The sequence below is a fragment of the Streptomyces sp. NPDC058469 genome, assembly GCF_042721125.1.
GTDB lineage: Bacteria > Actinomycetota > Actinomycetes > Streptomycetales > Streptomycetaceae > Streptomyces.
The window spans coordinates 12,015-36,995 of record NZ_JBHXME010000099.1; the positions used below are offsets into that span (position 1 = coordinate 12,015).

At 69.0% G+C, this 24,981-nt stretch carries 25 protein-coding genes and 1 pseudogene; 5 read left to right on the top strand and 21 right to left on the bottom strand.

Annotation, left to right across the window (positions count from 1 at the left end; translation table 11 throughout):
- Positions 1 to 130: 130 nt before the first annotated feature.
- The 15 genes from ACFWP5_RS33420 to ACFWP5_RS33490 all read right to left on the bottom strand — a co-directional run bounded on the left by ACFWP5_RS33420 (position 131) and on the right by ACFWP5_RS33490 (position 13,422).
- Positions 131 to 682, bottom strand: coding sequence for a hypothetical protein (locus ACFWP5_RS33420; RefSeq protein WP_384165130.1), 552 nt, complete (start codon positions 680 to 682; stop codon positions 131 to 133).
- Positions 683 to 1,575: 893 nt separating this feature from the next.
- Positions 1,576 to 2,163 (bottom strand): OmpA family protein, encoded by a 588-nt coding sequence (locus ACFWP5_RS33425; protein ID WP_384165202.1) that lies wholly within the window; start codon positions 2,161 to 2,163, stop codon positions 1,576 to 1,578.
- A 55-nt stretch (positions 2,164 to 2,218) separates the two neighbouring features.
- Positions 2,219 to 2,797 (bottom strand): hypothetical protein, encoded by a 579-nt coding sequence (locus ACFWP5_RS33430; RefSeq protein ID WP_384165133.1) that lies wholly within the window; start codon positions 2,795 to 2,797, stop codon positions 2,219 to 2,221.
- A gap of 34 nt (positions 2,798 to 2,831) precedes the next feature.
- Positions 2,832 to 3,437, bottom strand: coding sequence for a pilus assembly protein TadG-related protein (locus ACFWP5_RS33435; protein WP_384165135.1), 606 nt, complete (start codon positions 3,435 to 3,437; stop codon positions 2,832 to 2,834).
- Positions 3,437 to 3,673: a hypothetical protein gene (locus ACFWP5_RS33440; protein WP_328679542.1), complete on the bottom strand. Its 237-nt coding sequence runs from the start codon at positions 3,671 to 3,673 to the stop codon at positions 3,437 to 3,439. The genes ACFWP5_RS33435 and ACFWP5_RS33440 overlap by 1 nt, the downstream gene beginning before the upstream one ends.
- Before the next feature lie 211 nt (positions 3,674 to 3,884).
- A complete protein-coding gene (locus ACFWP5_RS33445) occupies positions 3,885 to 4,763 on the bottom strand; it encodes a response regulator (protein ID WP_384165139.1) in 879 nt (292 codons plus the stop codon).
- A gap of 71 nt (positions 4,764 to 4,834) precedes the next feature.
- On the bottom strand, positions 4,835 to 6,028 hold the full coding sequence (locus ACFWP5_RS33450; protein ID WP_384165142.1) for a sensor histidine kinase: 1,194 nt from the start codon (positions 6,026 to 6,028) through the stop codon (positions 4,835 to 4,837).
- A 393-nt stretch (positions 6,029 to 6,421) separates the two neighbouring features.
- Complete coding sequence (locus ACFWP5_RS33455) at positions 6,422 to 7,312, bottom strand: DUF5936 domain-containing protein (protein WP_384165145.1); 891 nt, start codon at positions 7,310 to 7,312, stop codon at positions 6,422 to 6,424.
- Between the two features lie 13 nt (positions 7,313 to 7,325).
- Positions 7,326 to 8,267, bottom strand: coding sequence for a type II secretion system F family protein (locus tag ACFWP5_RS33460; RefSeq protein WP_384165148.1), 942 nt, complete (start codon positions 8,265 to 8,267; stop codon positions 7,326 to 7,328).
- A gap of 11 nt (positions 8,268 to 8,278) precedes the next feature.
- Positions 8,279 to 9,619, bottom strand: coding sequence for a CpaF family protein (locus ACFWP5_RS33465; RefSeq protein WP_384165151.1), 1,341 nt, complete (start codon positions 9,617 to 9,619; stop codon positions 8,279 to 8,281).
- A 25-nt stretch (positions 9,620 to 9,644) separates the two neighbouring features.
- The gene (locus ACFWP5_RS33470) at positions 9,645 to 10,010 is read right to left on the bottom strand and encodes a TadE/TadG family type IV pilus assembly protein (RefSeq protein ID WP_384165154.1); all 366 of its coding nucleotides are present in this window, start codon (positions 10,008 to 10,010) and stop codon (positions 9,645 to 9,647) included.
- Position 10,011: 1 nt separating this feature from the next.
- Positions 10,012 to 10,434 (bottom strand): TadE family protein, encoded by a 423-nt coding sequence (locus tag ACFWP5_RS33475; protein ID WP_384165157.1) that lies wholly within the window; start codon positions 10,432 to 10,434, stop codon positions 10,012 to 10,014.
- A gap of 11 nt (positions 10,435 to 10,445) precedes the next feature.
- Entirely contained in the window at positions 10,446 to 11,696 is a 1,251-nt protein-coding gene (locus tag ACFWP5_RS33480) for an AAA family ATPase (protein WP_384165160.1), read from the bottom strand.
- A gap of 9 nt (positions 11,697 to 11,705) precedes the next feature.
- Entirely contained in the window at positions 11,706 to 12,419 is a 714-nt protein-coding gene (gene cpaB / locus ACFWP5_RS33485) for a Flp pilus assembly protein CpaB (RefSeq protein WP_384165163.1), read from the bottom strand.
- Positions 12,420 to 12,540: 121 nt separating this feature from the next.
- Positions 12,541 to 13,422 (bottom strand): hypothetical protein, encoded by an 882-nt coding sequence (locus ACFWP5_RS33490; RefSeq protein WP_384165166.1) that lies wholly within the window; start codon positions 13,420 to 13,422, stop codon positions 12,541 to 12,543.
- Between the two features lie 303 nt (positions 13,423 to 13,725).
- On the opposite strand from ACFWP5_RS33490, the gene ACFWP5_RS33495 reads away from it, so the two are divergent.
- Positions 13,726 to 15,414: a chitinase gene (locus tag ACFWP5_RS33495; protein ID WP_384165169.1), complete on the top strand. Its 1,689-nt coding sequence runs from the start codon at positions 13,726 to 13,728 to the stop codon at positions 15,412 to 15,414.
- Positions 15,415 to 15,527: 113 nt separating this feature from the next.
- On the top strand, positions 15,528 to 16,802 hold the full coding sequence (locus tag ACFWP5_RS33500) for an MFS transporter (protein WP_384165172.1): 1,275 nt from the start codon (positions 15,528 to 15,530) through the stop codon (positions 16,800 to 16,802).
- Positions 16,803 to 16,864: 62 nt separating this feature from the next.
- Here ACFWP5_RS33500 and ACFWP5_RS33505 read toward each other — a convergent pair whose 3' ends face one another.
- Positions 16,865 to 17,089: an antitoxin gene (locus ACFWP5_RS33505; protein WP_384165175.1), complete on the bottom strand. Its 225-nt coding sequence runs from the start codon at positions 17,087 to 17,089 to the stop codon at positions 16,865 to 16,867.
- Between the two features lie 395 nt (positions 17,090 to 17,484).
- Between ACFWP5_RS33505 and ACFWP5_RS33510 the strand changes: the two genes are divergently transcribed.
- Both ACFWP5_RS33510 and ACFWP5_RS33515 read left to right on the top strand, forming a co-directional pair.
- Complete coding sequence (locus ACFWP5_RS33510; RefSeq protein WP_384165178.1) at positions 17,485 to 18,003, top strand: SigE family RNA polymerase sigma factor; 519 nt, start codon at positions 17,485 to 17,487, stop codon at positions 18,001 to 18,003.
- 124 nt (positions 18,004 to 18,127) lie between these two features.
- On the top strand, positions 18,128 to 19,378 hold the full coding sequence (locus tag ACFWP5_RS33515) for a hypothetical protein (protein ID WP_384165181.1): 1,251 nt from the start codon (positions 18,128 to 18,130) through the stop codon (positions 19,376 to 19,378).
- 161 nt (positions 19,379 to 19,539) lie between these two features.
- On the opposite strand, the gene ACFWP5_RS33520 is transcribed toward ACFWP5_RS33515, so the two are convergent.
- From ACFWP5_RS33520 to ACFWP5_RS33540, 5 genes are all read right to left on the bottom strand, one after another.
- Positions 19,540 to 20,217, bottom strand: a complete 678-nt coding sequence (locus ACFWP5_RS33520; protein ID WP_384165184.1) for a hypothetical protein — start codon at positions 20,215 to 20,217, stop codon at positions 19,540 to 19,542.
- A gap of 100 nt (positions 20,218 to 20,317) precedes the next feature.
- Positions 20,318 to 21,793 (bottom strand): GntP family permease, encoded by a 1,476-nt coding sequence (locus ACFWP5_RS33525; protein WP_384165187.1) that lies wholly within the window; start codon positions 21,791 to 21,793, stop codon positions 20,318 to 20,320.
- 142 nt (positions 21,794 to 21,935) lie between these two features.
- Entirely contained in the window at positions 21,936 to 22,346 is a 411-nt protein-coding gene (locus ACFWP5_RS33530) for a RidA family protein (protein ID WP_384165190.1), read from the bottom strand.
- Between the two features lie 10 nt (positions 22,347 to 22,356).
- Complete coding sequence (locus ACFWP5_RS33535; protein ID WP_384165193.1) at positions 22,357 to 23,127, bottom strand: IclR family transcriptional regulator; 771 nt, start codon at positions 23,125 to 23,127, stop codon at positions 22,357 to 22,359.
- Positions 23,124 to 24,170, bottom strand: a complete 1,047-nt coding sequence (locus ACFWP5_RS33540) for a sugar kinase (protein ID WP_384165196.1) — start codon at positions 24,168 to 24,170, stop codon at positions 23,124 to 23,126. The genes ACFWP5_RS33535 and ACFWP5_RS33540 overlap by 4 nt, the downstream gene beginning before the upstream one ends.
- A 138-nt stretch (positions 24,171 to 24,308) precedes the next feature.
- On the opposite strand from ACFWP5_RS33540, the pseudogene ACFWP5_RS33545 reads away from it, so the two are divergent.
- A pseudogene (locus tag ACFWP5_RS33545) lies at positions 24,309 to 24,981 on the top strand (alanine racemase); the annotation flags it as partial.

The following is a 24,981-nucleotide window of genomic DNA, read 5'->3' on the forward strand; positions in this document are numbered from 1 at the left end:
GGGTCCACTTCTCCTGTGGTCGCTTCTGCGGTGGGGCAACAAAAGAAGAGGCGCAAGCCGCACGTTCGCTGTGGCCGTTTCGACCGCTTGAAACGAGTTCGTCCTACGCCTCATTTCAGTGCAGCCGGCGCTAGCAGCTGTAGCTTTCCTTGCCGTTGACGAGATAGCCGGTTTCGGCCTCGGTCTCCAGCAGATACGCCACGGTGAAGCACCCACCGGAGCCGGTCGTTATGTACACGGGGCCGGCATACGAGCTGAAGGTGCCGGAGTCGTAGCCGCAGGCGGAGCTGGTCGTGGTGCCCGGACAGGCCTGCAGATACATCCAGTTGGCGCCGCCGGGCGTCTGGTTGTAGAAGACGACGCAGAGGTACCCGCCGCCGACGTAGGCGGCCATGCTGCCGCTGACCGCCCCCGTGTCGCCGGGCAGGGAGGCGTCGATGTAGGCCAGGGTGTTGTAACTCCCGCCGCACACCGTCGAAGCGGCGGCGACGGCCTGCGGGTTCGACGCGGCGGCCTCGGCGGTGGCGGTGTCGGCCCCCGCCGCCAGCCGGACCGCGACGCCGTCGCTGCGGGTCGCGACGGCGGAACCCGTCGGTCCGGGGCTGTCGGCCACCGAAGCCTGAGTGGTCAGGCCCAGAAGAACCAGCACCGCGAAGGACACGGCCGCTAATCGCCGTATCATGTACAGGGAACGCACAGATTCCACTCCTGTCGTGTTCCACTGCGCGGCATCCCGGTTATGCGGTTGGTAGCCTGGGCCGGGATGCCCGCAGTTGAGGTGATATCGCGTTCGGAGAACTTTTTGTCATCCGTGGAAGTACCGGCGGATGAGCTTCTCAGGCCGCCATGGAATTGACCAGGTCCGGTGCACTCCGAAACAGCCCGATTGGTTCTTTGTAAGCCGCTACTTGGAACGCACCCGTAATGGCATCGGTATGAAATTCGTGCACAACCAAAACGGTGTTCAAGCGTCTCGGCGCACCGTCGATCGCGATCGACCGCGATCGCCCGCAACGACGGCTTCGGCGGCGACTCGGACAGCTGCGACCATGGCGTTCGGGCCTTCAGGTATACGCCGAGGGCGTCGACGCGGAACCGGCGGCGGACGGTGGCCGCGTGCGGCACCGGCCGGATGCCGGTGAGCGGGTCGGCCGGGATGCCCGGAAGCCTGAGGACGGACTGCGGGGCGTCCGTTGTCCATTCGCCGATCGCGACGAGAGAGCGGGCGCCGGTCAGGACTGCGACGTCGGCCGCACAGCGTGGTCAGTTACGACCTGCGGGGGACGGACGGGTCGGACAAGCCGCGGGCGGAATCCGCCTCACTCTCGCCCAGCGCGTCCCGCGACTTCATCCGCGACATCGCACGCCAACCCTGAGGAGCCACCATGCCCGAGATCTTCTGGGAAGGCCCTTCTGCGCCGAGGGCGCCAACTGCTTCCGCATAGGCGCCGACACCGGAGGCAACGCCTACCTCGCGGTCGCCGGACAGGAAGACCGGTACCTCACCGACAGCCGCGAAGCCCTCCGTACGCTCATCCTGGACATCAAGGCAGGCAAGGCACTTGAAGACGCCGGTCAGCTCGCCGTGCGCGGGAACGTCACCTCGACCCTTCGGTTCTTCTTGCGGCCGGCCTCTGTCGAGTTGTCGGCGATCGGGTACTGCTCGCCGTAGCCGCGTACTTCGAAAGTGATGTTCGGGTTGTTCAAGTCCGAGTCCAGGACTGCCTGTACGGCGTCGGCGCGCTGCTTGGACAGGATGTCGCCGTGTGCGGACGAGCCGAGGTTGTCCGTGAAGCCGAAGACACGGACCGTTGTCGCGTTCTGCTTCTTGATCTCCTGGGCGATCGCGTCGATACGGGACTTCGACGCGGCGCTCAGCTTGGAGCTGTCCTTGCTGAAGAGGACCTCGGCCTGGAGGGCGAAGGTGACGTCGGTGTTGGTGTCCTCGCGGCGTTCCTCGCCGCCCTGGTCCTCCACGACGGACTTGATGTCCAGGACCTTGGGGTCGGCGAGCGTCGCGCCCTCGGGGAGTTTCAGGTCCGGGTCGTTCGGGTCGACCTTCACCGGGGCGGAGGCCGAGGCCTCGGTGCCCGGTGGGACGCTCGGACTCGGGGTGTCGTCGGCGTGCGCCGCCACCGCGCCGACGATGTTCGCGGCGACCATGATCGTGGCGGCGGTCACGACCAGGGCGAGACGGGGAGTGGTGGTCACGGCCGCCTCACCCTGAGATCTTGATCGTGGCGACGGCGAACGTCGGTAGCTCGAAGGAGACGTCGGTCGTGGTCGTCGGTGGTGCCGGGAACTGCATGAAGACGGCCAGCTCGTCGCCCGACTTGATCGTCGTGAAGCCGGTTGTCGTCAACGGACGGCCGTCCGTGTCTCGCAGCACGTAGTAGCGCTTCTTGCCCTTCGAGTCCACGAGCGTGGCGCCGCCGAGCGACGGGCCGTTTCTGATGACCTCGGTCTCGTTGCCGCTCAACGCGGCCGGGACCACGACGCTTTTGTCCGCGTCGTTCTTCAGATTGCCGTTCACCGTGACGAAGCCGCCGGAGTCCCGTGTGGCCGAAGTGATGTCCAGAATCAGCCCGTTCGAGCCCTTCACCTCGGCCAAGGGCGCGTCCGACTGGCCCTCCTGAGCACTCGGGTCCGATCCACCGCTCTTGGAGGCCGACGCCGGAGTGTCCGGCTTCTTGTCGCCGCCGCCACCCCCGCAGCCGGCCACGCCGAGTGTCAGGCCGGTCGCAACAGCCAGTGCGACCAACCCCCTGCGGGCCGTCGAAGTGAACCGAATGCTCATGACTCTGCTTCCCTCATCACTCGTCGTTCGCTTGTCAGTCGGCCAGATGGACGTCGAAGAGGTCCTCGGGTCCCGGTAGATCCAGATCGGTGAGATGGAGCGGGTCCAGATCCCAGTCCTTGCCGTCCTTGCAAGTGAGCTTCGGCAGCACGTTGTCCCCGGCACCCTCGCCGGGGAGTTGGAACGTGCAGAGCGGCTCGATCACGGCGGTGGCATGGGCTGTCGAGTACGTGTCCTCCGTGCCGGGAACGATCGAATCTCCGACCGGCTTGTTGGTCTTGACCGCGACCGTGAAGCTCAGGGGCCCCGTCTGTGTGCAGCTGTTCACACCGGCGTCGTTCTGCCCCGCGAGTTCGCCGGCACGCCCGCACGAGGGGGTGAGCCCCTCCGCGATGCCGTCGAAGATGTCCTGCCACTTGGTCGGGTCGAGTACGTCCAGCTTCCACACGCCTGCAAGTTGGTCCCGGGTGTCCTGGGCCGCCGCGAGCGCCGCCGCGTCTGCGGCCGTCTGGGCGCCGCTCCGGTTCACCGCGGCCTGGCCGACCGCGACGTAGGCGAACGCGAGAAAGAGCAGACCCGCCACCACCGTGATGTAGATGGGGAAGGCCTGCCCTGCGTCGCTGTACCTACGGGGCCGCATCAGCCGCCGGTAACCTCGGAGATCTTGTTGTTGATCGCGTCGAGGATCGACTGTCCGATGGACGTACCCGTGATCGCCAGCACGATCGCCACCACCACCGCGATGATGCCCAGGTACTCCACCGCGGTCTGCCCCTTGTCGCCGGCACGGCGCTGAAGGGCCTCGACGGTCGTGTTCTTCCAGCCGTTCACGCGCGCCTTGGTCGCAACGGCGGTCTTCAGCATCAGGTCGCTCATGGTGTTCCCCTCCGAGTGACGCGTTACCGGCTTCCTCGTCGCCGGTGCCGCTTTCGACATGAGAACGGTATGCCCGAAGTACAGGTACGCCAGAGGGCCCCAGGGCCCAAAATCGGGCCCAATCGGAGCCCCTGCCTTCGCACTGGGCCCGCCCGTCGCCGAACCGGGCCCGTAGGCCCCGCAGTTGGGTCCCCCGTCGCGGCGTCACAGGTCACCCCAGTCCTCGGGCCGAACCCGGCGCCGTACCAAGCCACTTGGCGGCGGCCTCGGAGCGGCTGGTGCTGTGGAGTTTGGCGAAGATGCGGTTGATGTGGTTCTTGACGGTCTTCTCGGAGATGAAGCAGGTGGCGGCGATCTGCTGGTTGGTCATGCCGGACGCGATGTGGTCCATGATCTCCGCCTCCCTCGTGCTCAGTTGGAACCGTGACCTGTCCGAGGATGACTGTCTCACAGATGGTTGCAGTTGCGAAAGGCCTTCCGGCGAATTCAACCGGGGGTGGGCCCTTGAAGGGATTGTTCCGTTTGCAGCTGCACCTAGTTGAGAGTCGTAGGAGCCCAGGCCCTCGGGCAGTGACGGGCCCGTCCGCTCCTGTCGTAGCTGTGCCAGCAGCGCACCAGCCGCCGATGGCGTGAAATGGGCCCTGCCCTGCTTGATGCCCCTTACGGCGGCGACCAGTTCGTCCGCCGTGAACTCGCCGTGGACCAGATAACCGCCCGCCCCCCGCCGCAGCGCCTCCTGGACGATCTCCGACTCACTGCTGTACGTCAGCATCACGACCGGCGCGATCCGCACCAGGTACGGGAGCGCCGAGATGCCGTCCACGCCCGGCATGCGGACGTCCAGGAGGACCACGTCGGGGCGTTGGAGGTGGGCCGCCTCGTAGGCCTCGCGGCCGTCCGCCGCCTCCGCCACGACCGTGATGTCCGCGCGGCCCGACAGCAGGGCCGTCAGGCCCGCCCGGACCACCGGGTTGTCGTCGGCCACCACGACCCGGAGGGGCGAAGTCGGGGCGGGCTGGGGGAAGTTGTGGAACGGGTTCGGCGGCGGCTGCTGTGGAGCGCCGGGGTGGGGCGTCGTCTGGTCCGGCATCGCTGCCTCCTCTCGGGTCGTCTGTGTGGGGGGATGGGTACGGTACGGCTCCGACTCCGGCCGCGTGCGGCTTATGTCTTCGCTGTCGTCAGGGCTCCCAGTGGGAGTTCCAGTCGGACCTCCGTGCCCGCGTCGTGGCCGCCTCTGCCGATGCGGATGCGGGCGCCGACCGACGCCGCCCGTTCGACCATGCCGACCAGGCCGAAGTGGCCTGCCCTGCGCAGCTGTTCGAGGGTGGTGCCGGGAGGCAGGCCGCGGCCGTCGTCGTAGACGCTGATGCGGAGGAGCTTGTCGTGGACTCCGGCCTCCACGTCGACCTTCGTGGGGGTCGCGTGACGGTGGGCGTTCTCCATCGCTTCCGTCGCGATGGTGAGGAGTTGGCGTGCCACGGCGGGCGGGACCGGCGGCACGCCGTGTTCGCCGATCGGGCGGTAGGTCGTGGGCAGGCCGGTCCTGGTGCTGAAGTCCCTTGTACGGGCGGCCAGTTCCACGAGTACGTCCGTGCCCTCGTCCGGGCTGGACTCGCGCCGTAGGTCCGCCAGGAGTTCGCGGGATTCCGCGGCCGCCCTGCGGGCCGAGCGGGCCACCAGCTCCGCCTGTTGTCTGATCAGGGTCGGGTTCATGCGCTCCGCGCCCGCCGAACCGGCCAGGCCGTCCGCCGCGAGCGCCACGCCGTGCAGGGTCTTCGCCACCGAGTCGTGCAACTCCCGTGCCAGACGCGCCCGTTCCGCTCCCACCGCCTCCGTTACGGCCAGGCGGGCCTGGACCGTCGTCAACGCGGTCGTGGCTTCGCCGAAGCGGAGCATCAGGTTGCGCAGGGTCACTCCCATCGCGCCGGCGATCACGCACAGGCCGGGGAGCAGGAAGGTCTGCGCCACGACCTTGTGGGCGTCCGCCGCGGCGGTCTGCGCCAGCACCAGGATCACGGCCTGGAGGCTCGCGAAGCAGCCGGCGCCTCGCCAGCCGTAGACGATGCCGGCGAGGAGGGGGGTGCAGACGCTGACGTAGGCGAGCGTGCTGGTGGGCCCTGCCGAGATGAGGAGGAGGGAGCCGAAGAGGGTGTCCACGGCCAGGAGGGAGGGGTGGCGGAGGAGCAGGGGGCCGAAGCGTTCCCAGTCCCTGAACAGGACGTAGGAGGCCATGAAGGTGACCACTACGGCTGCGCCTACTAGGCGGGTGGCTACGCCGGGGGTGGCGTTGACCAGGGCGGAGGGAGCGGCCAGGGCGATCATCGCCAGGCGGAAGCCGAAGACCTGCCTGCACATTGCTTGTAGGGCGCTGATCTGGATGGGTAGGGCGACTTCCCGGCCTTCGGCCGGGATCTGACTCGCACCCGCACCACCCGTTTCGCTTTCGTTGTCGGGTGCGGGTGGCCCCTGTGGGGCATCCCCACCGTCGGCGGCCAACCGTTCCGCACCCGGCTGCGCCGGTGGCCTCGGCACCCCCGGAAGCCAGCCCCCCACCGGCACCCATCCCACCGGCAACGCCGGCGTCACCGAGGTGACCGGTATGTCCGACGCCCCCGACCGCACGTGGTCCGGCAGCACCGTCCCCGCCGGCGGTGTCGTGATCTCCGGTGGTTTGGGACGCCGCCGCAGCAGTCCCGTACGTCCGCGTTCGTCCGCAGTCGCCATAGCCCCCGTCGCCCCCGTCCGTCCCTATTTGCCCGTGATCGTGCTGAAGTCCGTGCCGGAGCCGAGCAGCAGCCCCGCGCCGAGGAGCAGCATCGTGGCCGGGACCATGAACGTGGTGATCATCATGGTGGCCTTGGGGACCGCGCGGGCCGCCTTCCGGCGGGCGTTCTGCGCGTCCGTGCGGCGCATGTCCTTCGCCAGGGAGACCAGGGTGTCGACGATCGGCGCGCCCAGTTCCTCCCCCTGCTGCAACGCCGTGACGAACATGGCGACTTGCTCGCTGTCGTTGCGTCGCCGGAGCTCCGTGAACGCGGCTCGGCGGCTCATGCCGAGGTCCATCTGCCGTAGCGTGATGCGGAGTTCGTCCGCCCAGGGGCCCTCGTACTTCGACGCCACCCTGTCCAGGGCCTGGCGGAAGCCCAGCCCGGCACTCACCACGACCGCCAGTACGTCGAGGAAGTCCGGCAGGGTCCGCTCGATCACGTCCTTGCGGATGCGGATCGCCGACCAGATGCCGACCTCCGTCCAGAACGCGCCGAAGGCGAACAGGATGACGGCGACGATGTAGTGCCCTTCCAGCAGCATCAGCAGGCCGCCGAAGCCGCCGAGGAAGCCGTAGACCGCCCGGCGGGCCGCGTAGCGGTCGATGGTCAGGCCGCCGGGGTTGCCCGCGAGGTCTATCTTGCGGCGGTACTTGGCGACCAGCTTCGGGCCCATCAGGCGCAGGACCATCGGGGCGTAGCGCATGCCCATGCGGTCGATGAGGGAGTCGACCGCGCCCGTGCGGGTCGCGCCGACCTCCAGGGCGAGGACGAGGTCGCTGGGGAGTTTCGCGTCCGCGCGGTACATGCGGATGCCCGCGAAGACGCCCCAGACGCTGAGGCCCATGACCAGGCCGAGTACGAGTGCGATCATCAGGTCTCCCCCCTCAGACGTCGATGCGTGACAGGCGGCGGATGAGGATGAAGCCCACCGCGTACAGCCCGAACGCGATGATCACGCACGCCTGGCCGATCGGGGAGCCCGTCATCCGGTCCAGGGCGCCGGGTTTGACGCCGTTCATCAGGAAGAGGGCGCCCACGCCCATCACCGGAACGGCGTACGACGTCATGTTGACCTGGGAGAGCTGGGTGCGGACCTCGCGCCGGGTCTCCTTGCGTTCCTCCAGGGTCTCCGTGAGGTTGCGCAGGGCGCTGACCACCTGGCCGCCCGCCCGGTTGGAGAGCACCAACGTGGTTACCAGTACGACGAGTTCGCGGGACGGGAGGCGGTCCGCCAGCTCGCTCAGCGCGTCGTCCATCGAGGCGCCGACCGCCAACTGGTTGGTGACCTTGGCGAGTTCCTCCCCGGCCGGTGCCTCCAGCTCCTCCGCCGCCATGCTGATCGCGGTGCGCAGCGCGAGGCCGGCGTGGGTGGCGTTGGCCATGATGCGGGCCAGTTCGGGGAGTTGGTTGATGAACTTCTCGATGCGCTTCTGGCGTTGCCAGTTGAGGAACTGGATGGCCACCCCGATGCCCAACAGGCCTGCTATCGGCCCGAAGAAGGGCGCGAGCGACGCCTGTCCGATCAGCCAGAGCGCAGCCACCGTGGCCAGCATGTAGACGAAGAACTCGCCCGGCGTCATGTCCAGACCCGTTGCCGCCAGCCGCAGTTCGAGCTGCCGGCCGAGCCGCGTACGGCGCAGTCGGCGGTCCAGGTCGCGGAAGCGGCGGACGCGGCCCACCTCGATCTGACCGGTCGAGGAGAGGCGGTCGACCAGGGCCGCGCGCTGTGCCTTGCCCATGGCGTAGGCGTGCAGGCCCGCGACGCCCAGGACACAGGTCAGCAGGGTGATGCCGGTGGTGAGCGTGACGATCGTCTGGAGATCCATGGGGTCGGTCCCTACCTACTGGCTTCTCTGAGGGCGAGCTGTTCCGCGGTGTGGGCGACGCCGAAGGCCTGCGGCAGGGGCTGGCTCGCCATGTAGAGCCGGTCGGCGGTGCGGCGCGAGAGCGGGAAGTACTCGAACGTGCCGTAGACCCGGCCGTCGGCGGAGATGGGCTGCGGGCTGAAGCGGGCCACCGTCGCCAGCCGGTACGGCTCGCTGCCGTGGCTGTCGAGGAGGGCGATCTCGGTGATGCGGCGGGCGCCGTCGGCGAAGCGGGTGAGCTGGATGATGACGTCGATGGCGCTGTTGATCTGGTCGTGCAGCGCCTCGAAGGGGATCTCGACCTCGGACATGGACGCCAGGGTCTTCAGGCGCATCAGCGCGTCCTCCGCGCTGTTCGCGTGGACCGTGGCGAGGGAGCCGTCGTGGCCCGTGGACATCGCCTGGAGCATGTCCAACGATTCGCCGCCTCGGACCTCTCCTACGACGATCCGGTCCGGGCGCATGCGGAGCGAGTTGCGCACCAGGTCGCGGATCGTGACCTGGCCCTTGCCCTCGACGTTCGGGGGGCGTGCCTCCAGGCGGATCACGTGCGACTGCTGGAGCTGGAGTTCGGCGGAGTCCTCGATGGTGATGATGCGTTCGGTCTCCGGGATCAGGCCGGAGAGCGCGTTGAGGAGTGTGGTCTTCCCGGTGCCCGTGGCGCCCGACACGATGATGTTGAACTTCGCGTGCACCAGGCCCGCGAGGAGGTACAGCATGTGCTCGTCCAGCGAGCCGAAGCCGACCATCTCCTGGAGCGTGAAGGAGCGCGGGAAGCGGCGGATGGTGAGCGTGGCGCCGGTCAGGGACAGCGGCGGGATGATCACGTTGACGCGTTCGCCGGACGGCAGCCGCGCGTCGACCATCGGATTCGACTCGTCCACCCGGCGGTTGACGGTCGACACGATCCGCTCGATCGTCTGCATCAGCTGGTCGTGGGAGGGGAAGCGGAGCGGCAACTGCTCGACGCGGCCGCCTCGTTCGACGAAGATCGCGTCCGGGCCGTTCACCATGATCTCGGTGATCGACGCGTCTTCGAGGAGCGGTTCGAGTATGCCGAGGCCGAGCGCCTCGTCGACGACCCGGCGGATCAACTGCGAGCGCTCGACCGTCGAGAGGACCGGCCCCTCACGGCTGATGATGTGCCCGAGCACCCGTTCAAGGCGGGCCCGTCGCTCGGCGGCGGCCAGCGCGCTCATCTCCGCGAGGTCGATCTCCTCCAGGAGTTTGGCGCGGTACGAGGCGACCATGTGTCCGTCCTCGCCCCGATGGCCGTCCTCCTCGGGATGGTTGACGCGTTCCCGCAGACCCATGAGTCCTGTGCTCCTTGCTCCGCGTTCAGTGGTCGAGCGGCATGGTGGCTGTTTTGCTGGCCGTGCCGAAGTCCCAACCGGGCACGATCGACGGGATGTTCACGGTGGAGGTGACCTGGACGGACGTGCCCAGGTCCGCCCGGCTGCAACTGGTGCCGCCCGCCAGGAATCCGCTGACCGCGTCCTTGCAGTCCTGTGCGTAGTTCTGCTCCAGCGAGGCACTGCGCGCCCCGGTCCGGGCCGCCGTACCGGCCTGGATCGCGGTGTACGCGATCAGCCCGAGCTGTACGCCCGCCATGGCGACGAGGATCAGGATCGGGATGAACCCGAGGTACTCGATGGCGACTTGGCCACGGTCCCTCCTCCCCTTCTCACTCCTGCTCTTCGGCATCTCAGTCCTTCGCCTCCTCTACGGCGCCCGCGTGGCCGTGCACCGTGAAGGGGAAGCCGATCGAGCCCGGGAAGAGGACGGGCACCTTGAGGGTGACGTCGGCCGTGACGAAGCCCGTGCCTCCGCAGGTCACCGTGGCGTCCCCCTTCCACGCGCCGTCCAGCTTGTCGAGGCCCGCCTGCTGGCAGGCGGCGGCGCGCTCGCCGGGCGGGGCGGCCGTCCCCGCCCGCACCGCCTCGTCCGCAGCATTCCCCGCGAGCGTGAAGGTGTACCCCACCAGCACGAACTGCCACATCAGCACCAGCGTCAGAATGATCAGCGGGGTCATGCCGAGGAACTCGATGGTGGTCTGGCCCCGGTCCCGGTCCCGGTTCCGGTCCCGCTCTCGCGAGGCCGTCGAAGGCACGGCAGACATCGAAGACATACGCATCCCTCTCACTCCCTACGACGCCGGAAGCTCACCGAGCCGCGATCGCCGCCGCCCCGAGACCGCCCGCTCTTCTGGGCGACTTCGGGGACCTTGACCAGTCCCAGTTCGCCCGCGAGACCCCAAAGGGCCTGTTTGACCACGCTCTTGTTGTCGAGTTCGTGCAGGCGGCCGGCGTCCACCGCGCCCTGGAGTTCCTTGAAGTTGGCGGGGATCGCTGTCGCGGCGACCGTCGTGCCGGTGATGCGCTGGATGAGCGCCGGCTGGATCTCCGTACCGCGTGTGTACCGGTTGACGACGATGGTCGTCTCCTCCGCCTTGCGGATCTGCAGCCGGTCCCACATCCGCACGGTGCGCTTCGCGGCGCGTACGGCGACCACGTCCGGGGTGGTGAACAGCAGGGCCGTGTCGGCCATTTCGACGGCCGCCGCGCTCGCGCCGCTCATCTGGGCGCCGCAGTCGATGACGACGACCTCGTAGCGGGAGCGCAGCGCGCTGACGATCTGGCGGGCGGCCCGGTCGGTGACCTCCTCGCCGCGTTCGCCCTCGCCGGGGGCGAGCAGCAGCGCGATGCCCGTGTCGTGCCGGAACACGGCGTCGGCCAGGACGCGGGGCGAGATGTCGGTGATCGCGGCGAGGTCGACGACGGAACGGCGGAACTGGACGTCCAGGTAGGAGGCGATGTCGCCGGTCTGGAGGTCCATGTCGACGAGCGCGACGGTACGGCCCGACACCTGGGCGGCGAGGGCGAGTTGGATAGCGGCGAGGGTGGCGCCGACGCCGCCCTTGGAGCCGCTGACGGTGACGACGGTGCCGCCGACGCCGGTGAACACGTCGCCGCCGTGGCCCAGATGGCGCCGTACGCCCACCGACCAGGCGGCGACGGCCTGGACGCGGTTGGCCAACTCCTCGTAGCTCAGCGGCAGGGCGATCAGGCCGCGGGCGCCGGAGTCCATGGCGGCCTGGAAGAGGCCGGGGCTGGCGTCCGTGGTGACCAGGATGACGCCCACCGCGGGGAAGCGCAGCGCGACCTCGCGGACCAGCTCCAACGCGGGGACGGGACCGATGCGTTCATGCACCACCACGACCTCGGGCAGCTCGTCGACGGACTCGGCGGCGAGCCGGGCCAGGGTGTCGATGAGCTGCGTCGAGTCGGCCACCGGGGCCACCGGGTCGGCGTCCGGGAGCTGGCTGAGCAGGGTGGTGATGGCGCGGATGGCGTCCGCGTCACCGACCGCCGGAAGAATCCTGGTGGGCATGCGGGCCTCTCACTTGTCCTTCGCGAGTTCGTACGTCCGGTCCTTGTCGGGCACGGTCGTATCGCTGCCGGGTGCCACCAGCGCGAGCCGCACCCGCTCGGCGAACGACTCGGCGTAGGTGATCCGTTGGGCGTCGAGCGTGGAGAGCGCGAAGGTGATCGGCACGCCGTCGGTGGACTGCTGCTGGTTCTTGTCGCTGTTGCTGCCGGGGTCGAGGGCGGTGATGTGGCCGACGTCGATGACCTTCGCGTTGGTCACGATGATCTTGGACTGGTCGGGGTCGCCCACTTTCGCGCCCTGGAAGGTGGCGTACACGTTGACCGTGGAGCCCGGTGTGATCTTGCCGGCGACGCCGGTCGCCGCGTCGATCATGATGGCGACCTCCTGCTGCCCGGGCTGCAGTGCCGGCTGGTTCACGATCATGTCGGTCTGCAGCAGGGAGCCCTCGCGCAGCGTGGTCACGGCGATCTTGCCCGCGATCTGGCGGAGATCCGTCACGGCGTTGTCCGAGAGCCACCGCTTGGGCATCTCGATCTTCTTGAACTGGGCCGTGGTGAGGGTGGTGTACGGCGCCACGTCGGTCTTGAGCTGGTACGCCGTGACCTCGGGGCCGACCTTGGACTTCACGTCACGGATGACGGAGAGGACGCCGGCGAACGCGCCGAGGGCGCAGATCACCGACAGGAGCAGGAGTATCACGCCGCGGCGCTGACGGGAGTTCATGAACCGTACAACCTCATTGGGGATATCGGTCGAGCGGAAATAAGCGGATCGAGCGGATCGAGCGGATCGAACCGGGTCGAGCGAAATCGTGTGCTGTAAGCGTGTCCTGTGAGTTGAGGACTTATCCGCTCGATGTTTGGTTCTCGTGAACGGGCGGTGTGGCGGAGCAGAAGACACAACGATCGCCGATGACGTCGATGCCGCACCAGTGGCACACGGACTGCCGTACAGAGGTGACCAGTTGGTACAGCACCGACAGGTCGGGCAGATATGTACAGAACTCGATCAGCTTGCTCGTACCCCACCAACTCACCGACTCGGCGGGCAGGGTGGCCTCGCGCAGCCCCATCGCGTTCCACGCCGGGGCGAGGGTGGTGCCGATCCAGTCGGACTGCAGCTGCCCCTTGGCGACCAGCATCCAGGTGCCGAACTCCGGTCCCTCCAGCGTGACTCCGGGGCCGACCCGGACCAACTGCGGCTCGGGGTGGGCGATCACCGCGAACTGGCTGCCGGGCACCCAGGACTTGGCGTGCGACTTGAGGCCGACGGGGACCCGGTCCAGCTTGGTGACCGAGCCGAGCAGCGCGCCGGCGTGGATGTAGTGGGTGAGCAGCCGGCCGGCCGAGGCGAGGACGCCGGGGCTGAGGTCGCAGGACGCGAGTTGCCTCAACTGCCGGGCCAGGACGGCGAGTCCGAGCGGGGGCAGATTCGGACGGAACAGGGCGATCCGGTCGCTCTCCAGGATGGACCGGATCGTGTGCAGCCGTCGGTCCACGCCCTCGGACACGGCCTGCGAGGACACGACGACGACATGCCCGTGCTGGTCGATCAGGGCCTGCATCTCCGACAGCGCCTGGTCCAGCGGTCGTTGGTCCAGGTCCCGCAGGACGACGGCGGGCAGGGTCCGTTCGTCCTGTGGCGGCAGCGCCATGTCGGCGCTGGTCACGGCAATGGCAGTTGGCACGCGCAGCTCCCCGTTTCGAGCCTGTCGGCTCGCCGGCATTACTCCGGTACGCCGAGTTGACTTCATTGCGTGACTACCTCAGCACTGTAACCACGCCCCTGTGACCGGAGAACAGCGTTTCTGTAGCTGTGCGGCAACTGTCATCGCACACAACACGCCAAAACGGGGCAGGTCGAGCATCCGATCGCGGCCGGGGCACCGAAACCGGTGCGGGCGAAGTTGGTCTGGACCTCTTGACATCAGATTGGTCTGGACCAACTCTGGACTTCCAGCGGTGGCCACCGTCGTCACAGTCCCCTCCAAACTCCCCCACCGGAGGCATCAGTGGACCGCGCACCAGGCATGCCCGTACTCAGGAAAAGACGTCTGTGGGCCGGGGTCGCCATGGCCGCCCTCGCTCTCTCCTTCGCGGGCACCGGCCAGGCGTCCGCCGCCGACATCAACAACGCCAAGAACGCCGGCTTCGAGTCGGGCCTGACCAACTGGACCTGTACGGCGGGCAGCGGCACGACCGTCTCGTCCCCGGTGCACGGCGGCGCGTCCGCGCTGAAGGGCACGCCGGCCGGCCAGGACAACGCCCAGTGCAGCGAGTCGGTGGCGGTGAAGCCCAACTCGACGTACACGCTGAGCGCTTGGGTGCAGGGCGGGTACTCCTACCTCGGCGTCACCGGCACGGGCACGACGGACGTCTCGACCTGGACCCCGGACACCACGTCCTGGAAGCAGCTGTCGACGACATTCACGACGGGCTCGTCAACCACGTCCGTCTCGGTGTACACGCACGGCTGGTACGGACAGGCCGCGTACTACGCGGACGACATCTCGGTCTACGGCCCGGACGGCGGCGGTGGCAGCGACCCGGCCCCCACGGTCCCGGCGACGCCCACCGGCCTGACCGTGCCCTCGACGACGTCCTCGTCCGTCTCCCTGGCGTGGAGCGCGGTGTCGGGAGCGACGGGCTACAACGTCTACAGCAGCGGCACGAAGATCACGGCGGTGACGGGAACGTCCGCCACCATCACGGGACTTACGGCCTCCACCTCGTACTCCTTCCAGGTCACGGCAACCAACTCGGCGGGTGAGTCGGGCAAGTCGACGGCGGTGACGGGCACGACGACGGCGACGGGCGGGGGCGGAAGCGGCTCCCTGCCGAAGCACGCGGTGACCGGCTACTGGCAGAACTTCAACAACGGCGCGACCGTCCAGAAGCTCTCGGCCGTCTCCTCCCAGTACGACATCATCGCGGTGGCCTTCGCGGACGCGACCTCGACTCCGGGCGCGGTCTCCTTCACGCTCGACTCGGCCGGCCTCGGCGGCTACACGGTCGACCAGTTCAAGGCGGACATCGCGGCCAAGCACGCGGCCGGCAAGAAGGTCGTCATCTCGATCGGCGGCCAGAACGGCACGATCTCGGTGAGCGACTCGACGTCCGCGACGAACTTCGCCAACTCGGTCTACTCACTGATGCAGACGTACGGCTTCGACGGCGTCGACATCGACCTGGAGAACGGCATCAACGCGACGTACATGTCGCAGGCGTTGCGCTCCCTCTCCTCAAAGGCGGGCTCGTCCCTCGTCATCACGATGGCCCCCCAGACGATCGACATGCAGTCGACGTCGAACGCGTACTTCCAGACGGCCCTGAACGTGAAGGACATCCTCACGGTCGTCAACATGCAGTACTACAACAGCGGCACGATGCTGGGCTGCGACGGCAAGGTCTACGGCCAGGGCACGGTGGACTTCCTGACGGCCCTCGCCTGCATCCAGCTCCAGGGCGGCCTCTCCCCCTCCCAGGTGGGCCTGGGCCTCCCGGCCTCGACGAGCGCGGCCGGCAGCGGCTACGTCTCCCCCACCATCGTGAACAACGCCCTCGACTGCCTCACGGCCGGCACCAACTGCGGCACCTTCAAGCCGTCGAAGACGTACCCCGACCTGCGGGGCGCGATGACATGGTCGACCAACTGGGACGCGGCCGCGGGTAGTTCGTGGTCGAACTCGGTGGGGGCGCATGTGCACGCGTTGCCGTAGCGCTCAGTGAACGGGGACGGTGAGGAGTGCGGCCGCTGTCGGGTCGCGCTCCTCACCGCTCGGCTAGGTTGACGTGATCATCCGTGACGTCGACCTCCCGGCAGGTGCCTCGTATGCCTTTACCCTCGCGGCTCGGACTGCTGCGCGAACCGGACTTCGGGCGGCTGTTCGCCGCCACCGCGCTCGGGCAGTTCGGTGACCGGATCATCTTTCTGGCGCTGCCTCTCGTCGCCATCGTGGCTCTGGACGCGGACGAGTTCCAGGTCGGGCTGCTGACCGCGATGACCACGGCGGGTTCGCTGCTGGTCGGGCTGCCGGCGGGCGCGTGGGTGGACCGGATGCGGAAACGGTCGGTGATGATCAGCACCGACCTCGCGCGGGCGCTGGTCCTCGTGACGGTGCCGGTGGCGTGGTGGGCGGGTCTGCTCACCGTGTGGTGGCTGTACGCGGTCGCGTTGGTCCACGGGGTGCTGACGGTCTTCTTCGATGTCGCGTACGTCAGTTATCTGCCGCATCTGGTGGGGCGCGACAACCTCGTGGAGGGGAACTCGAAGCTCTCGGCGATCCGCTCGGTGACCAGCATCAGCGGGCCGGGGGTGGCCGGGCCGCTGGTCGGCTGGGTGGGCGCGCCCGCGACGCTGTTGGTGAGCGCGGCCGGGATGGCCATGTCGGGGCTGCTGGCCATCAGCATCCGCAGGCAGGAACCGCTGCCGGAACGGGAGTTGGGGCCGAGCGAGCGCCCTCAGCTGGGCCGGGACATCAAGGAGGGCCTGAGGTTCGTCCTCAAGTACCCCGCCCTGCGCGCGATCATGCTGAGCGACGCGATCTTCAACCTCTTCCTGGTGATGTACCAGACCATGCTGCTGGTCTTCCTGGAGCGGGAGTCGGGACTCGATTCCTCCGGTATCGGCCTCGTCCTCTCGGGCATGGGCTGCGGTGCTCTGCTGGGCGCGCTGTCGGCGACCAGGGTCGCGCGGCGGGTCGGCCAGGGCCGGGTCATCTGGCTCGCGTCACTGGTGACTTGTCCGCTGACGGTCCTGATGCCGTTGGCACACCCGGGCTGGAGCGTGTGCGTGGCGGCGGTCGGCCTCGCGTCGCTCTCCCTCGGCGGAGTCATCCGGGTCGTGGCCCAGTCGAGCTTCCAACAGGCCCTCACCCCGGACCGGCTCCTGGGCCGGGTGAGCGCGACGGCCAGGTTCGTGTCCTGGGGCGGGATCCCGCTGGGCGGACTGCTGGGCGGGGCGTCGGGCTCGGTGTTCGGAGCCACGGCGACGCTGTGGATCGGCGCGGCCGGCATGACGGCGAGTGTCCTCCCGAACTTCCTGTCGCCGCTCCGCACGATGCGGACGCTCCCGACGGGGAGCGACGAACTCGACCCCGTGGGCTGAGAGTTCACCTTGTTTGAGTTCAACCTGGGTGAGTTCAACCTGGGTGAGTTCAAACCCGCCGGTCAGTCCTTGTGGTCCGCGTCCTTGGCATCCTCAGCGAGCTTCTCCACCAAACCCCGCGCCTTGTCGACCGCGGTGTCGATCTGCGCGCTGTGCTTGCCGTCCGTCTTCTCGTCGATGAGATCACCGGCCTTCTCCAGCCCGTCGGCGATCTTGTCACCGTGGTCCTCGGCGATCTCCTCGGCCTTGTCCTTGAGCTTCCCCAGGTCCTTCAGGTTGTCGAACACGACAGTTCCCCTCGCTGCGCGACGGACTTGCCTGGTCAGGGACATGGTCCTCACGGCGGCCCCGCAGGGCAAGGTGGCCCCGACGCCGATGCTCCGGCGGGCGGGAGTGCGGGGCGGGCGCGTTCGGGGCGCATGTGTGTCGCGTCGAGCGGTTCAGGTCGGCGCTCCGCCCGACCCGATCGCGAACAGCGTGAAGATCGCCGCCACGATGAGGCCGACCACCACAACCCGTGAAGTGCCCTACCTGATCAGCCTGTTGGGCCCTACGTGCCCTGCGCCTGTCGGACCTGTCCGCTCCGCCGATCCGACCGACCTGAAACATTTCTGTGAGCCCACCGCATCAGTACAAGTGAGGGCGGTGCCGGCAACAGCCCGCGGAAACAGGGGGATCAGGCATGAGACGACAGGAACGTGCCGACGAGTACGCGGAGTTCGCCTCAGCGCGCGCCGGGCATCTCTATCGGTCCGCCTGCCTGTTGACCGCCGGGGACACGCATCTCGCGGAGGACCTGGTCCAGGAGACCCTCGGCAAGCTGTACGTCGGCTGGGGACGGTTGTCCCGGGTCGGCAACCCCGCCGGGTACGCCCAGACCGTCCTCACCCGTACCTACCTCGCCCACCAACGGCGCCGCAGCAGTACCGAGCGCGCCACCGACGTCCTGCCCGACCTGCCCGACCCCGGCGCTCCCGGCGCCGACACGCCGTTGCGGCTCACCCTGCTCCAGGCCCTCTCCCGGCTGCCCGCCAAGGACCGCGCCGTCGTCGTCCTGCGGTACTGGGAGGACCGGTCCGTCGAGGAGACCGCCGACGTGATGCACGTCAGCTCGGCCGCCGTACGCACCCGGTGCGTCCGCGCGCTCGGCCGGCTGCGCGAACTGCTCGGCGAGAACCTCGACGAATACGCGCGCCCTTGAACGCCGCCCGTCCCTGAACACCCGCACCCCGACTGCAACTCCCCTCTCCCTCAAGCCCCTTACAAGTCCCAGCCCCTTACCTCCCTAGGCCCCTTGCATCTCTTACGCGAAACGGTGGTCCGTCATGCCCGACACCCAGCACAGCGAACCCCTCGACCCCTTCGAGGAACGGCTCACCGCCGGCCTGCACGACGCGGGCAACGCCTTCGAGACCGACCGGGCCGCCCTCGCCACCGCCGGTGCCCTCAAGGGCCGCCGACGCCTGCTGCGGCGCCGCAACGCCGCCGTCATGAGCGGCGCCGCCGGTATCGCACTCGTCGGCGTAGGAGGCGCACTGCTCCTGCCGAGCGGAAACCCCGCCGAGGCACAGGGTTCCGCGGCCACTTCCACCTCGGCCTCTTCGTCCACCCCCACCCCCGTCTCCGGCGACGCGCTCATCCGTACGCTCGAAAAGCTGCTCCCGGGCGGCAAGTTCACGAAGGCCGAGGCCCGCGGCACGGACGAGGAACCGTCGCCGTACGTCCATCTCGTCTACGACGACGGCAAGGGCGCGTCGGCCATCGAGGTCGGCCTGGGCCGGGTGCGGCCGGGGAGTGATCAGGCGCGGCAGACGACCCACTGCCCGGGGAAGGCGTTCGCGCACTACGACGCGTGCGGCACGAGCCGGTTGGCGGACGGGTCGGTGGTCATGGTCCTTCAGGGGTACGAGTATCCCGACCGCCGGGTGGACACCAAGTTGTGGAATGCCGAACTCGTCACCCCGCAGGGGCAGCACGTCAGCATCAGCGAGTGGAACGCCGCCGCCGAGAAGGACGCGCCGATCAGCAGGAGTCAACCGCCGTTGTCCCCGGCCAAGTTGACCAAGCTGGCCGCCGCTACGGCCTGGCGGGACGCGATCGACGCGATGCCGGTGGACCCGAACTCACCGGTCACACCGCCGAGTCCGAGCGACACGGGCGCCGCCCTGTCCGTCACGTCGACACTGCGAACCCTGTTGCCGAAGGGCCTCACCGTGTCCGAGGCCGGCGACACCGACGACTCCGGGTTCGGCTATCTCGTCGTCGACGACGGCAAGGGCAAGACCCTCGTGCAGGTCAACGTCCAGGCCGACATGTCGGATGTCGAGGGCGACCTGTTCGGCTCCGACGCCGAGGTCCTGTCCGACGGCACGAAGGTCGCCACGCATCAGGGGCCCGGCGAGAAGGGCGGCACGGGTGTCGTGATGTGGACCGTCGACACCATCAGGACCGACGGCAGGCGGGTGGTGATCAGCGCCTTCAACTCCGGCGCCCAGGACACCACCGCGACCCGCACGTCTCCGGCCCTGACCATGAAACAGCTCCGGACGATCGCCCTCAGCCCGAACTGGCTCTGATCCGACCGGCAGTTGGTCACCACGAGGAGATGGTTCCCCCGCTCGCCGATGAGCCGCGTTCCGGTCCACAACAAGACAGACGCAAGGGGACCCGAGTACACGTACTCAGGTCCCCTTCACGATCGAACGGGTCGGGCAGGTCGCGCCGCGCCGGACAGAACCTAGTCCTTGCGGACCTCTGCCTCCGCCTCGGCAAGCGTCGCCTCGTCCACCTCGTCGGATCCTTCGGCCTCGTCCTCGTCGCCGTCGTCGAAGTACGCGTCGAGGACCGCGTCCAACTGCGTCTCCCACTCGGCGAACCTGCTCCTGGCCGCCGCCTCGATCTCGATCGGGTACCAACGGCGGTCAGGAGTGTGCACCGTGATGGTGAAACGCTTGCCGAAGCGCGGGGACTCGGTCTCTATGGCGCCGATCTCGTCCCAGCGGAACTCGCAACTCTGGTCGTCCAGGCGCAGTCGTACGCCCTTCCCGTCCGCGACGATCTCCGCACGACGGTCGGACGCCTCGAAGACCGGCCCGTCCTCGGACGACTCCTCGGACGAACCCTCGCCGGCTTCGTCGGCATCATCACCGTCGGCGTCGTCATCGTCGTCTTCGGCAACGGCCTTCTCTGCGTCGACCTTCGTGACGTCGACCTTCGCGACCGACCCTTCCGACTCGTTCGGTTCCTCCGGTGTCGCCGGCTCCTCGGCCTTCGCGTCCTCCGGCTCCGCATCCCGCGGCTTCGTGTCCTCCGGCTTGTCGGAGGACACGGCGGGTGCGGTGAGCCCGGGGACGAAGGCCGGGTCGAATCCGGCGCCCTCCAGGGGCTGGCTGCTCGAACCTATGCGCTGCTCCACAGCGGGCAGTATGGTCGACGATCCTGTGTCGGGCACAGCCAGCCCCCACTTTGTTATCAGACGCCTACACGGTCACACGCCTACACGGATGGGCAGACTTCTAGACGAAGAGGCTCAGTACGGCCGCCACCGCGAAGCCCGCGACGGACAGCACCGACTCCAGCACCGTCCACGTCTTCAACGTGTCCCGCTCGCTGATCCCGAAGTACTTCGCCACCATCCAGAAGCCGCCGTCGTTGACGTGCGAGGCGAAGATCGAGCCCGCCGAGATGGCCATGATGACCAGGGCGACGAAGGCCTGCGAGTGGTCGCCCTCGGCCAGCAGCGGGGCCACGATGCCCGCCGTCGTCACGATCGCCACCGTCGCCGAGCCCTGTGCGACCCGTAGTACCAGCGAGATCAGGTACGCCAGGACCAGCACCGGGAGGCCTACGTCGTGGAACGTGTCCGACAGGGCCTGCGCCACCCCGCTCGCCTTGAGGACGGCGCCGAAGATCCCGCCCGCGCCGACGACCAGCAGGATGTTGCCGACCGGCTTGAGGGACGCGGTGGAGACGGTTTCCAGGGACTTGCGGGACCAGCCGCGCCTCAGCCCCAGGAGGTAGTACGCAAGGAGGAGCGCGATGGTGAGGGCCACGAAGGGGCTGCCGAAGAACTCCAGGACCGAGCGGCCGGTGGACGGGTCGAAGGCGATCGACGAGAAGGTGGCCGCCAGGATCAGGACGAGGGGCGTACCGATGATCGCGAGGACCGTGGCGAGCGGCACGGGCTTCTCCTGCGGCTCGACGCCCGACTCACGCTGTTCGTCGATGACCGCCTGCTTCGCCTCGGCCGCTGCCTCGACCATGTCCTGCGGTACGGCGACGAAGATCCGCTTGCCGACCCAGGCGGCGTAGGCCCAGGCGGCGAGCACGGCCGGGATGCCGCAGACGATGCCCATGAGGATGACCCAGCCGAGCTGGACGTGCAGGAGACCCGCGGCGGCCACCGGGCCGGGGTGCGGCGGCAGGAACGCGTGGGTCATCGACAGGCCCGCGAGCAGGGGCAGACAGTAGAGCAGGATCGACTTGCCGCCGCGCTTGGCGGCGGCGTAGACGATCGGCGCGAGGACGAAGATGCCGACGTCGAAGAAGACCGGGATACCGAAGATCAGGCCGGTGAGGCCCATCGCGAGCGGGGCCCTCTTCTCGCCGAAGAGATTGAGCAGCCGTGACGCCAACACCTCGGCGCCGCCGCTGACTTCGAGGATCGCGCCGAGCATCGTGCCCAGGCCGATGATGATCGCGACATGGCCGAGGATGCCGCCCATGCCGGACTCGATGGTGGAGACGGCGTCGGAGCGCTGGACCGTGCCGAAGAGTTCGGTGACCGAGAGGCCGGACAGCAGGCCGACGGTTATGGAGACGGCGAGGAGGGCCACGAAGGGCTGGAGTCTGACCTTGATGATCAGGAAGAGGAGGAGCGCGATCCCGAGGGCTGCGACCGTCAACAGGCCTGCCGTGCCGTCGAGCAGGAGGAGCAGGCCTCCGGTGTGGGGTGGTGTCGCGGGGGCGGTGGCGGCGAGCGGTAGGGACATGGGGGTCCTCGTGGTCGTAAGGGCATGGTCCGGGGGGTTCGGGGGGTGTCCCCCTGAAGGGCACAGCCGGGCAGGGGGGATCGCGGTTCGGCGCCGACGTGGGCGCCGTACCGTCGTACGGTGTGCGGGAGTTGAGGGGGCGTCAGCTCAGAACGGCCAACGCGTCGATCTCGATCAGAAGCCCTGCGGGCAGGCCGACGTAGACCGTCGTGCGCGCGGCCGGAGGAGCCTTCAACTCCTGCTCCTCGAAGTACGCGTTGTAGATCGCGTTCATCTCGGCGAAGTGGTCCACGTCCGTCAGATAGACGCGGATCATCATCGCGTCCTCCCAGCTCGCGCCGCCCTCCTCCAGGATCGCCTTGACGTTGGCGAGGGTCTGGAGGGTCTGCTCGCGCAGGGTCGGGCCGGCCGGTGTGGGCGGCTTGCCCTCCTCGGCGGGGAGGAAGCCGACCTGGCCGGCGACCTGGAGGAGGTTCCCCTTGCGGACGCCGTGCGAGAACTTGGCGGGCGGGGTGGTGTGGGTCTTGGGGGTGAGCGCGATCTTCTCGGTCATACGAGGTCCTTCATGCGGGGTCGTTTGCAGGGGTTGCTGGGGTCCTGCCCGAGTACTCGCCACTGATGGCGTCCGCCGTGCGACGGACCAGTGGAAGGAGGGTGAGGAGTTCGTCGGCGGTGACGACGACGTTGGGCGCGGAGACCGACATCGCGGCGGCCACCCGTCCGTCGGCGCCCCGGATCGGCGCGGCGACGCAGTTGATGGACTCTTCGTGGCCGCCGAGGTCGGTGGCCCAGCCCTGTTCCCGCACCTTCTCCAACTCCCGCACGAAAGCAGGGGCGTTGGGCGTGGAACGAGCCGTGTACATGGGGTATTCGAGCTTGTCGGCGAGCACCCGGCGCTCGCCCTCCGGAAGATCGGCCAGCAGCAGCTTCGCGACGGCGGCGACGGTGATGGCGACCGGCTTCCCGATCCGTGAGTACATCCGCACCGGGTAGCGGCTCTCCACCTTGTCGATGTAGAGGACCTCGTTCTCCTCGTACACCGCGAGGTGGACGGTATGACCGCACTGCTCGTTCAGCCGTGCGAGATGGGGGTGGGCGATCTCGCGGATGTCGAGGTTCTCCATCGCCTCCTGGGCGAGGGCGATGAGGCGGGCGCCGAGGCGGTAGCGCTGGTCGGACTGGCGGTAGACCAGGCCGTGTTCGTGCAGGGTGCGCAGGAGGCGCAGGGCCGTCGACTTGTGGACGTCGAGGCGCTCGGCGACCTGGCCGAGGTCGGCGGGGCCCTCGGCGAGCAGCGGCAGGATGCTGAGTGCGCGGTCGACGGTCTGACTCATGGCGTGCGTACCTCCTCGTCGGCCCAGTCGGCGGCGTCGGTCCAGCCGGGGCCGAGTCGAAGTCTCCCCCACGCCTGGTCGTCGAGGGCGGCCAGGCGGTCGGCGTGGTCGCGGACGGGCGGGGCGGCGAGGTCACCGGGCACGGTGAGGGCGGCGGCGGCCGTGAGATGGCCGTGCCGGAGCCGGTCCCGTACGGGAAGTCCCCGCAGGGTCGCGGAGAGGAACCCGGCGGCGAAGGCGTCGCCTGCGCCGACCGCGGCCACGACGTCGACGTGCGGCGCGGGCACGAAGGTGACGTCGCCCCGGTGGAAGACGGTGGCTCCGCGTCCGCCCTGCTTGACGACGAGCGTCTCGGGGTCGGGGAACGCGGCCCGCACGGCGTCCGGGCCCACCAGCCCCCACACCTCGGCGGCCTCGTCCTCCCCGACGAACACGAGGTCCGCGCCGCGCGCCAGCTCCAGCAGCACGCCCGGCCCGTCGGCCGAACGTCCCAGCGCGGGGCGGTGGTTGACGTCGAAGGAGATCAGCGGGCGGTTCGCGCGGATCGCGGTCAGTTCACGGACCAGGCCGAGGCAGTCCTCGGACAGCATCGGGGTGATCCCGGACAGGTGCAGCACCCGCCCGGCCCGTACGGCGGCCAGGTCCACGTTGCCCGCGGCCATCGCGGAGGCGGCGGAACCGGCCCGGTAGTACGCCACCTCGTGCGCGTCGGTGGCCCGGTCCCCGGCGGTGCGGAAGTAGATGCCGGTCGGGCGCGCGGGATCACGCCGTACGGCGGACACATCCACGCCGTACCCGCCGATCGTCTCGACGAGATGATCGCCGAAGCCGTCGGCCCCGACCCGGCTGACCCACCGGACGGTGTGCCCGGCCGCCGCCAGCACACAGGCCACATTCGACTCGGCGCCGCCGATGGCGCGATCGAAGGACGGCACATCGGCGAGGCGGCCCGGCCGGCTGGGTAGGAACGTGACCATGGACTCGCCCAGCGCTACGACGTCCACGACGTCACGGGCGGCGGTGGACTGTCCGTCGGCGGTCACGATGGTGATGGCTCCTCGTCGGTGCGCCGGGTGGCGGCGGATCCGTTGACCCGGTGTTGGGCGAGATGTTAGACAGCGGTAAGCGATATACGCAATGAAGGTTGCAGAGATTGCAACAGTCCAGCTCAGGGAGGCCCCATGGTCCGCGACACCGGTACCGAAGCGCTCGCCCGGCTCGCCGGGGAACGCGTCGACCACCGTTTCAAGGGCCTCCCCCCGGACGCGGACGGCCTCACCGTCGCCGAGCTGGCGGCCCAGCGCCGCAACCTCTTCACCGGCGGCTTCACCACCCCGGTCCTCGCCCTCTCCGCCGAGCGCCTGGACCACAACCTCCGCCTCATGGAGACCTACGCGGCCCGCCACCGCCTCGCCTTCGCCCCGCACGGCAAGACCTCCATGGCCCCCCAGCTCTTCCACCGCCAACTCGCCCACGGCGCCTGGGGCATCACCCTCGCGGTCCCCCACCAGGTGCGCGTGGCCAGGGAGTTCGGGATCGCCAGGATCTTCCTCGCGAACGAACTGGTCGACCCGGCGGCCCTGAAGTGGATCTCCGGCCAACTGGACGCCGACGAGGACTTCCGTTTCATCTGTTACGTCGACTCCGTGCGCGGGGTCGAGTTGATGGACGCGGCCCTGCGCGGCGCCGCCCGCCCGGTGGACGTCGTCGTCGAACTGGCCGCCGGCGAGGGCGCCCGCACCGGCGTGCGCACGGAGGCGGAGTGCGCGGCGGTCGCGGACGCGGTGGCCGCCGTAGGGACGCGGACCGCGTAACGGGCTGGCGCCACAACCGCTTGATGCGACAGGTCGGCCG